This window comes from Haloprofundus salilacus (assembly GCF_020150815.1).
Classification (GTDB): domain Archaea; phylum Halobacteriota; class Halobacteria; order Halobacteriales; family Haloferacaceae; genus Haloprofundus; species Haloprofundus salilacus.
Genome location: NZ_CP083723.1, coordinates 637,585 through 648,960 on the forward strand (window position 1 = coordinate 637,585; position 11,376 = coordinate 648,960).

Genomic DNA, 11,376 nt, shown 5'->3' on the forward strand with positions numbered 1-11,376 from the left:
TTCGACAAACGACGAAATTCAGCGGACGTCGCCGCCGAACGAGAAACCCGAATCGCGGTCGTCGCGCCGCTCGGCGTCGTCGTCGGCGTCGTCACCGTCCGAGGGCGCCGTGTCGTCGGTCGTCGATTCTCGCGACGGCGGCTCGTCGGCGGACCGGTCGTCGTTTCGGTCGCTACCGAGTCTCCCGTCGCCGGTTCGGTCGCTGGAAGATCCGCTAGCGTCGCCAGCGCCGCCAGCGCCGCCGTCGTCGCCGTCGGGTCCGTACCCGCGGTTCTCGTCTCCGTCGTTTCCGTCATGGTCGCCGTCGCCGTCGTCCGGAAGCGGCACCAGCGCGAACGCCTCGTTCGAGCGCCCGAGCACCATCAGTTCGTACATTCGGAAGTACGTCTGGACCACGATGCCGACGGGGAGGGCGACGAAGAGGAACGCCACCAGGGCGACGAGTACCGTCAGCGCACCCAGCACGGCGGTCACGACCGACAACGTCGCGCCGAACGCACTCGCGATGGCGATGAGGACGATGACGGTTACCGCGCCGATGACGAGTGCGGGGATCGCCACGACGATGCTGGTGACGATGCCGACGCCGATGCCGAGGATGGCCCGCATGACGAGGTAGACGAGGTACTGCTTCCACTCGTCGCGGAGCGTCGGCCAGAAGCGTCGCCACCCCTCGACGACGCCGACGTCGTCGACGAGCATCACCGCGGTGACGAACGTGTCCGTCAGTCCGACGAGCAGACCGACGACGATGCCGAGGAGGGCGGCGAGGGCGAACACAGCCAGCAGGCCCGCGCCACCGAGTCCGGCGAAGATCCCGGGGTCGATGCCGAAACCGGACAGGAGTCCGGGTGCGGCGAACGCGAGCACGAAGAGGGCGACGCCGACGAATATCGGGATACCGACGAGAAGGTTGAGGATTAACTTGAAACCGAACAGTCGAAGGCCTTTGCCGAGTCGACGGCGGAACGGACTGCGGATGCGCACGTCTCCGGTGCGGAGGGCGTCGAGGAAGACGAAGCGCATCACGTCGCCGACGAGTCCGAACAGGAGACTCAGGAGGACGAGAACCGCGACGAGACCACCGAAGAGGAGGGCGATTTCGGTGAGCGTGCCGGGGTCTACGTCCGGCGTCGGCTGCGGCGCCGGCGTCGGCCCCGGTTGCGTCGGCGCGTCGCCGACGTTGCTGAACCCGCCGAGGTTCGGCGGACTACCGCCGGTGCTCAGCGCGCCGAGGAAGAAGACGATCACTGCGAGTCGGAGCCACCGACCGAGGCTGAACGGGAACAGAAACCGACGACTCGAATCTATCGCGTCGTCGATTGCGTCGATTGCGTACCAGGGCACGGTCGCATGATTTCACCCACACGACAAATACGTTGCCGTCGAAAGGGCGGAATTCGACCGACCACGCGGTCGTCTACGTGGTCGTCTGCACGGCCGGGAGGCGACGACTACAGCGTCAGTACGTCGTGGCGCTCGACAGTGGCGTCGGAGTCGATGGCGTCGACCTCCTGCGTCGGCCACTCGCCGGTCCTGGTCAGCACCTCGAAGCCGTCCTCGGTGACGAGCACCGTGTCCTCGCTCTTGGCGCCCTGAATCGTCGGGTTCCACGCGTACGCCATCGGCGTCCGGACGAGGTCGTCGGCCGTCGGACTCCCGAACCACTCGCGCCCGGCGTAGCCGGCCGCGCCGCCCTGGTGGTGGTTTCGCCACTCGTCGGGGTAGTCGACGTGCTCGTACGCGTTCTGAATCGCCTCGAACACCGCCGACGCCTGACCGTCGTCACGCGCCACGTCGCGCGTCGCCGCCAGCGCCGTCGTTTCGACCCGCGCCGCGTTCTGGAATCGCTCTGCGAGCCACTCCGGCGGGTCGAACGCGACGGTCCGGGTCATGCTCGCGTGGAGACCGCCGCGTTCGGCGGTCACGGAGACGAGCGCGTAGTCGCCGAGCGGTTCGAGTTTCGGCGTGTAGTGGCGGTACGACTGCGCGCGCTCGGCCCCGCCGACGAGCACGACGGGCGCGTTGATGCCGCGAGCCGAGAGGGTCACGCGCAGCGCCGACGCCGCCTCGTGCTCGGTGTCCTCGGGTTCCAGTTGGCGACAGACCTGCTCGACGGCCGCGGCGGTGTCGCGGCCGAGTTTCCGGTAGGCTTCGATGTCGCCTTGCGAGAGCGGTTGCCGGAGCGCCGAGGCGTCGACCGTCTCGAACCCCGGGACGTCGAAGTCCGCCGCGGCGCTCTCGGGCGAGTGTTCGGCGACCAGTTCCGCGAGCGACGACTCGTACCACTGCCCCGACTCTACCGAAAACTCCTCAGGGAGTTCCTCGTCGGCGAGGCGCGGCGCTTCGATGTTGTCGGTGACGACGCGGAACTCGCCGTCTTCGGCGTCTCCGTTCTCCGCAACGACGTAACCTGCGGCGGCGACGCCGAGGTCGGCCGTCGCGCTGACGACGTTGTCGCCGCCGGTGAGCCACGCGAAGGAGTTCGGGCGGGCGAACCAGACGGCGTCGAGACCGGTCTCGTCGAGATACTCGCCGAGTCGCCGCCGCCGGTCGGCCAGCCGCTCAGAATCGGTCGCGTCGACGCTTCCGCTCTCGTTGGTCCCGGTATCGTCGGTGTGGTCGGTCACGTTCGAGTTGAACGGCGGCACGTACTTCAACCGGTCGAAGGCGGTCACCGGCTTCGTCCTCGACCCGACGGACTCGACGACTGGGCGTTCGAAGATCCGACCAGATGACCGTTCGGACAGGTCTAAGTACGCTCGTTCCCGAATCTGCGCTAGGAATTATGCTGAGAACACGCACCCGCCCGGACTGGTTCTCGTTCCGGCGCTTCGCGGCGTTCACCACCGCGTCGACGGGACTACTCATGATGTTGGGCATCTACACCGCCGCGACCGGCTCAGGACTCGCCTGTTCCGCGCAGTGGCCGCTCTGCGACAACGGCCTGCTACCCCAGACCGTTCCGAGCTTCATCGAGTGGTTCCACCGCCTCGTCGCGATGGTCGTCGGCTTCCAGATTCTCGGGACGGCCGCGTGGGCCTGGAAGCGCGGGAGCAACCGCAGCGTCAAGCTGTCGATGACGCTCGCGCTCGCCGTGTTGCCGCTGCAGGTGAGCATCGGCGCGGTGACGGTGACGCTGTCCGGACTCGTTCCGAACGGCTACTCGGTGCCGACGCAGGCCGCCCACTTCGTCGTCGCGCTGATCATCTTCGGCTCGCTGACGTACGGCACGCTGCGCGCCTACGAGGGCCGCTTCCGTCGCTCGGCACTCGAACGCGTGAACCTCGCGCTTCCGGCGGCGCTGATACTCGTCGCGTTCGCGGCGCTGACGAGTCGCGTCTGGGACGTCGTTCCGTACGGACCGACGGCGCAACCGGTGTTCATCGGCGCGTCGCTGGCGGTCGTCGCGGCGCTGCTGGCGGCGCTGCTGTGGCTCTCGCGGGCGTCGGCCGCGCAGGTGGCGGTGGCGCGACTCCGCCCGCTAGTTCTCTCCGCGCTCGGCCTCGTCGTCGTCTCCGCGCTCCTCGGTCGTGACCTCGTCGCGTACACGGCGCTCGTTCGCGACCTCAACGCGTTGCTGCTTGGTCTCGCACTCGTCAGCATCGCCGCGGCGACGTTGCTCGCTCGGCGGGCGGAGACGGCCGGAACGCCGCCGACGCACGGCGTCAGCGGCGACTAATCGCTGACTCTCCACATTCCATGATTTTTATTCGTGCGGTGACTTTCTCGGTTGAAAAACACATCAATCGGGGTGGTGGTATCGCGTCAGGAAGAAAAGTTGAAACGTCTGCTCGGCCTCGTCTATTGATATGAAGTCGAACGGTCAGTCTGGCGTCAGTCGTCGGACGTACCTGAAGTTTGTCGGGGCGAGCAGCGTCGCGGGAATCACCGCAACCGCCGGATGCACCGTCGATAGCGGCGGCGACGGCGGTGGCGGCGGAGACGGCGGATCCGGCAACGACACCGGAACCGACGGCGGCAACGGCAACGGCGACGGCGGAAACATGGAGATCGTCCCCGGAACCGCGCCGGGATTCCCGCCGTTCGAGTTCAAAAACGAGTCGGGCGAACTGGTCGGCTTCGACATCGACCTGCTGTCGGCGGTCGTCGAAGAGACCGACTACACGCTCGCCGCCTGGGAGGAGTTCGAGTTCGACTCGCTCATCCCAGCGCTGCAGAACGACCGCATCGACGTCATCGCCGCCGCGATGACCATCACCGAGGACCGTCAGGAGACGATCGCGTTCTCGGACCCCTACTACAACGCCGACCAGGCGATTCTGGTCAGCGGCGACGGCGACTTCAGTCCGCAGTCGCTCGACGACCTCTCCGGGCAGACCGTCGGTGCTCAGGAGGGGACAACCGGCGCGGGCGTCGTCGAAGACGAACTCGTCGCCGACGGCGACATCCAGCAGTCGAACTTCCGCACGTACGGCAACTACGTGCTGGCGGTGCAGGACCTCGAAAACGGCAACGTCGACGCGCTTGTCATCGACCAGCCCGTCGCGCAGACGTTCGCCGACCAGCGCAACGTCGAAATCGCGTTCGTCTACGAGACGGGCGAGCGCTACGGCTTCGGTCTCCGACAGAACGACGACGACGTCGTCTCCGCGCTCAACGAGGGCCTGCAGGCGGTCCGCGACAGCGGCCGATACGAGGAGATTCGCAACGAGTGGTTCGGCGGCTCCGGCGAGGAAGCGTCGGGCAACGAGTCCTCGGGTAACGAGTCCGGGAACAGCTCGAACTCGTCCGCCGTCGGGGAGTAACGGATGGACCCGACGGTCGTCGCACAGGCCACGGGCGACTGGGCGTTCGTCATCGACAACGCCCCGTATCTCCTCGTCGGTGCAGTGCTGACAGTGACACTCACCGTCGTCAGCATGCTTCTCGGCTTTCTCGTCGGGTTCCCGGCGGGTATCGTGGAGGTGTACGGCGGCCGGGTGAGTCGGTTCGTCGTCGAAGTCGTCGGCATCGTGCTTCGAGGGACACCCATCGTCGTCATCCTCATCTTCATGTACTTCGTCTTCTCGACACCGAGTCTCACGCTCGGACTGTTCGACGTGACCGTGACGCTCTCGGACGCGTTCATCGCGGGCGCGTTGGGTCTCGGTCTGCGGAGTGCGGCGTACCAGTCGCAGATCTTCCGCGGCGCGATTCAGAGCGTCGACGAGGGACAGTTGGAGGCGGCGCGCTCGGTTGGGATGAGCAAGCTCGAGGCCATCCGCTACGTCGTCGTCCCGCAGGCGCTCCGACGGTCGGTTCCGGGCTTCCAGAACGAGGTGACTATCGTCCTCAAAGACACCAGCGTCGTCTTCGCCATCGGTCTCGCCGAACTGCTGACGCGAAGCTACGACCTGTTCGTCCGGCAGACGACGGCCGTGCTGGAAGTCGTGCTGTTCGTCAGCGCAATCTACTTCGTGCTGACGTTCGTCACGAACCGGGGACTGGATCTCGTCGGGTCGTACTACGAGATACCAGGCGGTGAGCAGGCGTGACGGCGATTTCGCGCGTTTCGAGCGGTCAGACGGAGGTCGACACAGATGAGCGATAGCGATACTACACATCTACTGGAGGTGGACCGCGTCTCCCAGAGCTACGGGACCGAGAAAGTACTCCGCGACATCAGTTTCGAGATGGACCGGGGCGACGTGACGGTGCTCGTCGGCCCGAGCGGGTCGGGGAAGTCGACGATGCTCCGGTGCGTCAACCGACTCACCGAAGTCGACAGCGGCGACATCTACCTTGACGGCGAGCGGGTGACCGGTCCGGACGCGGACGTCAACGAACTCCGCAAGCAGGTCGGGATGGTGTTTCAGGACTTCAACCTCTTTGCGCACCTCACGGCGAGACAAAACGTCACGCTCGGCCCGCGCCGCGTCCTCGGCCTCAGCAAGGAGGAGGCACGAAAGCGCGCTGACGAACACCTGGAGATGGTCGGACTCGCGCCGCAGACGGATTCGTATCCCGGCGAGCTCTCCGGCGGTCAGAAGCAGCGCGTCGGCATCGCCCGCGCGCTCGCGATGGAGCCGAAACTGATGCTGTTCGACGAGCCGACGAGCGCGCTCGACCCCGAACTCATTGGGGAGGTGCTGGAGGTGATGCACGACCTCGCCGAGCGCGGCATGACGATGCTCGTCGTCACCCACGAGATGAGCTTCGCGCGCTCTGTCGCCTCCGAGATGCTGTTTCTCGACGGCGGTCGCATCGTCGAACGCGGCCCGCCCGAACAGCTGTTCGACCGCCCCGAACAGGATCGCACGGCGTCGTTCCTGCGGCGCATCACCGAGATGCACTCATGAGCGAACCAGTCGTCGACGCCACCCGGGAGAGCGAAGGCGAACCGCGCCTCTCGACCGGCGCGGTCGGGCGGGCGCTACTCGTCGCCGCCGGGGTGGTTTTCTGGGGCTGGCTCCTGCTTCGGTGGGCCAACGACTGGCTCGGCGGCCTGCTCGTGCCGGTCGGCCAGCCGTTCGTCGCGCCGGCGACGATCGAGTCGCTCGGAGCGGGGGTTCCGGGCCTCGCGGGGGCGTTCGACGCGCTCGCGTTCGCCGTCGAGTATCTGCCGATACTCTCAGAGGGGGTGTGGCTCACGCTCGTACTCACGGTCGTGGGCATCTTCTTCGGCTTCTTCATCGCCGTGCCGCTGAGCGTTGCCCGCGTCTACGGCAACCTCACGAAGTACGTCTCGCTCGTCTACACCGAACTCCTGCGCGGGACGCCACTTCTCGCGCAGTTGTTCGTGCTCTACTACGGGCTGAACTTCTCGGGGCTCGTCCCCGGTTTCCTCGACGGCGTGTTCGCCAACAACGCCGCGTGGGCGGCGCTCGTCGGCTTTATCCTCAACAGCGCCGCCTACCAGGCGGAGTACATCCGCTCGGCGCTGCAGAGCGTCGACACCGGACAGCTCACGGCGGGGCGCGCCATCGGTCTCTCGAAAATACAGGCGATCCGCTACGTCGTGCTCCCGCAGGGGCTCCGATTCGCCATCCCCGGGTGGACGAACGAGCTCATCTACCTCATCAAGTACTCCTCGCTGGCGGCGTTCATCACCGTCCCCGAGCTGTTCAAGCGCGCCAACGACATCGCCTCCTCGAACTTCCGCTACACGGCGATGTTCACCATCACCGCGCTGCTCTACCTCGCGCTCGTCATCACGGCGTCTCGGCTGATGAACTACGTCGAGGACCGGACGTCAATTCCGGGATTAGGAACCGGAAGCAAGCGGTAGCGGGCGTTCAGAACTCCATCACGACTTCGATACCCTCCGTCTCGTAGTTCGTCATCGCCGCCAGTCGCTCCGGCACCTCGTTGAGCGACACTTCGCGACTCACGAGCGCGCCGGGGTCCACGTCGCCCGTCGCCAACAGACCCAACAGTTCCTCGTAGCGCGTCGGCGGCATGCCGCGGGAGCCGAGGAAGGAGATCTCCTGCATCGTCATTCTGTCCGTGGGCAGCGACACCTCGCCGCGCTCCTTCTCCGTCGTCAACCCGAGTTGGACGTGCGTGCCACGCTTGCGCAGCGAAAATACCGAGTTCCGGCACGTCTCTTCGAGGCCGAGCGCGTCGACGGAGACGTGCGCGCCACCGTCGGTCTCGGCGCGAATCGCGCTCGTCACGCCGCGACTGTCGAGTTCGCTCGCGTCGACGGTGGCGTCCGCGCCCACCTCGCGTGCGAGGTCCAACTTTCGGGCGTCGATGTCGACGGCGACCACACGCGCACCGACGGCGTTCGCCACTTGAACCGCCGAGAGACCGACGCCACCGCAGCCGTGGACCGCCACCCAGTCGCCCGTTCGGAGGTTGGCGCGGTGCGTGAGTCCGTGGAAGGCGGTCATGAACCGACAGCCGAGGGCTGCCACGTCGCGAGCGGCGACGCCGTCTGGCAGCGGCATCGCGTTGTAGTCGGCATAGGGGACGTGGACCTGCTCGGCGAACGCGCCGGGGGCCTCGGCCTGAAAGCCGAGCGAGAGCCCGTCCTCGCAGACGTTCCCGTGGCCGTTCCGGCAGTACGGACAGGTGCCGTCGCCGAGGTTGAACGGGACGGCGATTCGGTCGCCCTCGCGGAGGTGGTCGACGCGCTCGCCGACGGCGACGACGCGGCCCGCGGGTTCGTGGCCGAGAATCTGGCCTTCGGGTACTTGGTCGTCGGCCCACTCGCCGTGGCCCTGCCACGCGTGCCAGTCGCTCCGGCAGATGCCGCAGGCCTCGACGTCGACGACGACGCCGTGCGGGTTCGGGTCGGGAGCGTCTACCTCTTCAACGACGAGCGGTTCACCGTACTCGCGTAAGACTGCGGCACGCATGCGCCGAGGTATGCGAAGTCGTCACAAAAACCTGCGCGTTCGACGGGCGGATAGGGCGGTACGCCGACACTGATTGCAGACGGAGAGTGTGTACCGTCGACGAGACTCTCCGCAAAGATAATTTCCCTGATTCAATCAAAATGTTTAGTCATTTATCGTGTGAACATACGAAGTGCGCGATTCGACCATGAAACGAAGACAGTTCCTCACATCGACCGGACTCGCCGCGGCGGCCGCGACGCTGCCCGGCGTCACAGGCGCCACCCGAGCAAAGCAGCGCGACGACGGCTACGTCCCCGACCCCAGCGCGTATCTCACTAACGAACAACTTGCCGACGAACTGGCGCAGCTCGAAGCGGACAGCGACCTCATCGACCTCCGCCAGATCGGCAAGTCGGCGGGCTGCAGCGACCCGCTCTGGGAGGTGCAACTCGGCGACGGCGACACGAACGTCCACCTCATCACCCAGATTCACGGCGACGAACCCGCCGGAACCGAGGCGATACTCGTCGTCCTCAGGCAGTTGACCACGAACACCGACCGATTCGCGGACGTGCTCGACAACATGTCGCTGACCATCGTGCCGCGGGTCAACCCCGACGGCGCGATGTACGCGCGCGACTACGACGGCGACGGTAATTCCGAGCGCATCACCCGCCGACAGAACACGCAGTCGTGGGACGACGACGACTCCCGCTACGAGCCGTACTACCACAACGCCGAGAACCCGCCGGAGGGGTACGACATGAACCGCGACTTCAACATCCGGACCGACTTCGACGCCCCGGAGGACGCGGAGGCCGACTGGTGGACGGAGATCGAAGAAGAAGAAGACGGTGAAGGAGAGCCCCAGTGGCAACTCGACATGCCGTATCGAGACAACACGCTGAAAGCCAGCGGTCTCAGGCTCACGCCGGAGGTTCGAGCGGTCACCGAGTCGTTCCTCGAGGCGGATCCAGACTACGCCATCACGCACCACCACCAGGGGATTCCGCGCGACCCTGAACAGAGGGGCAAGGAGCCGTCGGTGATGAGCGTCATGGCCGCGTTCGGCCCGTCGTACCTGAAGCGCGCGCCGTTCTACGACCCGAAGGAGGACCAGCCGGTCGCCGACGTCGTCAACCCCTTCATCGACCGCGAGACGAGCCAGCGGTCGCTCAGGCTGAACACGCTCGTGGCCGACCGCCTCGCCGAGGAGGGGCCGTGGGACGTCTTCGACACCGTTACACGGTACGGCTACACGACGCTGTGGGGGTCGTACCTCGACGCGATGTGTCCGCAGACCGACGCCGCCGGAATGCTTTACGAGGTATCGGGGCAGTCCGACGAAGTCGGTTCGCGCGCGTACGGGCTGAAAGTTGAGGTGTCGAGAGCGGGGTTCGTCGAGTCGTTCGAGGCGATGGCCGACGATCCGACGCTGGACGAGGTGAACGAGAACGCCTACTTCCAGATTCCGCTGGCAGGCGACGAAATCGAGGACGCGTACCCGCCCGGAACGTCCCCCGACGCCGCGCGAGCGGCACGCCGAACGGCGGCGAAGACTCGCTAGCACGGACGCGGCGCTCGCCCTAAAGCCCCGTCACGACGACCCGCGAATCGGCACGCTGGAGCGTCGGTTCCTTCGCTTCGTGACGGAATACCGCCACGACCGACACTCCAGCAGTGCGTACGTTCTACTTCAGCCCGAAAAACGTTTAGGACATTCGTCTTCCTTACGAAAGTCGATTCATCCGAGATGGATTTCGAGCCATGAGACGGCGACAGTACCTCGCGGCGGTCGGAGCAACCGTCGCTTCGGCGACGAGCGCCGCTAACTCGGTCGTCGGCGCGACGTGTGTTGAGACCAGACAGACAACCAACAACCGCGCGTCGCTCACCAACGACCGACTCGCGGCCGAACTGCGGTCGCTGGACAAGCGGTCGTCACTCGTCGCACTCCGGCGAATCGGTCGCTCCGCCGGTCGGGATGACCCGCTGTGGGAACTCAGAATCGGCGAGGGCGGGACGAACGTCCACATCGTGACGCAGTTACACGGCGACGAACCCGCCGGAACCGAGGCGGTACTGGCGGTCGTTCGCGAACTGGTCGACGACCCCGAAGCCAACGCCGGCATCCTCGACGGACTCACGCTCACCATCGTCCCCCGGGCGAACCCCGACGGCGCGATGTACGCGCGCGACGACGACGGCGACGGTGACTCCGAACGCCTGACCCGCCGCGAGAACGTCCAACCGTGGCGACAGCGCGACTCCCGACACGAACCCGACTACCACACCGGCGACCGGGCTCCCGGCTACGACCTGAACCGGGACTTCGACCCGACCGCCGGAGTCACCGGTGCGGGTCGTTCGTCTCGAAACCGTGCGTCCGGAGGGTGGACGCAGTACGAGGAGGACGGCAAGCGCCGGTGGCGACACGACCGGACGTACCGGGAGTACCCCTCCGCGGGTGCGGTCTCGGCCTCACGCCGGAAGTCGCCGCCGTCGTCGACTCCTACCGATATGCGCGCCCCGACGTGGCGATAACGCACCACCACAAGAGCGTCGCGCCGCGCGGACGGGGAACGGAGACCCCGTCGCTCCTGAGCGTCATGGGAGCGTTCGGGCCGTCGTATCTCGAACGCGCGCCGTCGTACGAACCGGACGAGCCTCTCGAAAGCGTCGTCAACCCGTTTCTCGACGCCGAGACGAGTCGGCGCTCGCTTCGGCTGAACGCCCTCGTCGCCCTCCAACTCACCGCAGACGGTCGGTTCGGGACGGTGACGCGCTACGGCTACGAACCGCTCTGGGGGTCGTACCTCGACGCGCTCTCCCCGGAGACCAACGCCGCTGGAATGCTGTACGAAGTCGCCGGGCAGTCCGACGAGGCCGACAGCATCGACTACGACCACAAGGTCGCCGTCTCGCGGGCGGCGTTTCGACGGACGCTCGAGGCGCTGGCGGCGGACCCCGACCTCCGGGCCGTCGACGAGAACCGGTACTTCGACCTCCCGCTGGAGTCGGGGGGTCCCACGAATCGGTGAGTGGTCGAATAGGCGGTCGATGGCCGGTGGACGAACGGTGACCGCCC

General features: G+C 66.6%; 11 protein-coding genes. 8 read left to right on the plus strand and 3 right to left on the minus strand.

Annotated elements, in window-relative coordinates; all coding sequences use genetic code 11:
* Window positions 1-18: 18 nt before the first annotated feature.
* A complete protein-coding gene (locus LAQ58_RS03195) occupies window positions 19-1,347 on the minus strand; it encodes a DUF7544 domain-containing protein (RefSeq protein WP_224449184.1) in 1,329 nt (442 codons plus the stop codon).
* 107 nt (window positions 1,348-1,454) lie between these two features.
* The gene (locus LAQ58_RS03200; RefSeq protein ID WP_224450208.1) at window positions 1,455-2,561 is read right to left on the minus strand and encodes a M24 family metallopeptidase; all 1,107 of its coding nucleotides are present in this window, start codon (window positions 2,559-2,561) and stop codon (window positions 1,455-1,457) included.
* A gap of 227 nt (window positions 2,562-2,788) precedes the next feature.
* Between LAQ58_RS03200 and LAQ58_RS03205 the strand changes: the two genes are divergently transcribed.
* From LAQ58_RS03205 to LAQ58_RS03225, 5 genes are all read left to right on the plus strand, one after another.
* Complete coding sequence (locus LAQ58_RS03205) at window positions 2,789-3,682, plus strand: COX15/CtaA family protein (RefSeq protein WP_224449185.1); 894 nt, start codon at window positions 2,789-2,791, stop codon at window positions 3,680-3,682.
* A gap of 130 nt (window positions 3,683-3,812) precedes the next feature.
* Entirely contained in the window at window positions 3,813-4,769 is a 957-nt protein-coding gene (locus tag LAQ58_RS03210) for a basic amino acid ABC transporter substrate-binding protein (RefSeq protein WP_224449186.1), read from the plus strand.
* A 3-nt stretch (window positions 4,770-4,772) separates the two neighbouring features.
* The gene (locus LAQ58_RS03215) at window positions 4,773-5,498 is read left to right on the plus strand and encodes an amino acid ABC transporter permease (RefSeq protein WP_224449187.1); all 726 of its coding nucleotides are present in this window, start codon (window positions 4,773-4,775) and stop codon (window positions 5,496-5,498) included.
* Between the two features lie 45 nt (window positions 5,499-5,543).
* Entirely contained in the window at window positions 5,544-6,302 is a 759-nt protein-coding gene (locus LAQ58_RS03220) for an amino acid ABC transporter ATP-binding protein (RefSeq protein ID WP_224449188.1), read from the plus strand.
* Entirely contained in the window at window positions 6,299-7,231 is a 933-nt protein-coding gene (locus LAQ58_RS03225; protein ID WP_224449189.1) for an amino acid ABC transporter permease, read from the plus strand. The genes LAQ58_RS03220 and LAQ58_RS03225 overlap by 4 nt, the downstream gene beginning before the upstream one ends.
* A 7-nt stretch (window positions 7,232-7,238) precedes the next feature.
* Here the strand turns inward: LAQ58_RS03225 and LAQ58_RS03230 are convergent, their stop codons facing one another.
* On the minus strand, window positions 7,239-8,306 hold the full coding sequence (locus tag LAQ58_RS03230) for a zinc-dependent alcohol dehydrogenase family protein (RefSeq protein WP_224449190.1): 1,068 nt from the start codon (window positions 8,304-8,306) through the stop codon (window positions 7,239-7,241).
* Between the two features lie 187 nt (window positions 8,307-8,493).
* Here LAQ58_RS03230 and LAQ58_RS03235 point away from each other — a divergent pair, with 187 nt between their 5' ends.
* From LAQ58_RS03235 to LAQ58_RS03245, 3 genes are all read left to right on the plus strand, one after another.
* Entirely contained in the window at window positions 8,494-9,855 is a 1,362-nt protein-coding gene (locus LAQ58_RS03235) for a M14 family zinc carboxypeptidase (protein WP_224449191.1), read from the plus strand.
* A gap of 200 nt (window positions 9,856-10,055) precedes the next feature.
* Entirely contained in the window at window positions 10,056-10,832 is a 777-nt protein-coding gene (locus LAQ58_RS03240) for a M14 family zinc carboxypeptidase (RefSeq protein WP_224449192.1), read from the plus strand.
* Window positions 10,823-11,329: a hypothetical protein gene (locus LAQ58_RS03245; RefSeq protein ID WP_224449193.1), complete on the plus strand. Its 507-nt coding sequence runs from the start codon at window positions 10,823-10,825 to the stop codon at window positions 11,327-11,329. Before LAQ58_RS03240 ends, LAQ58_RS03245 begins: the two co-directional genes overlap by 10 nt.
* Window positions 11,330-11,376: the final 47 nt, after the last annotated feature.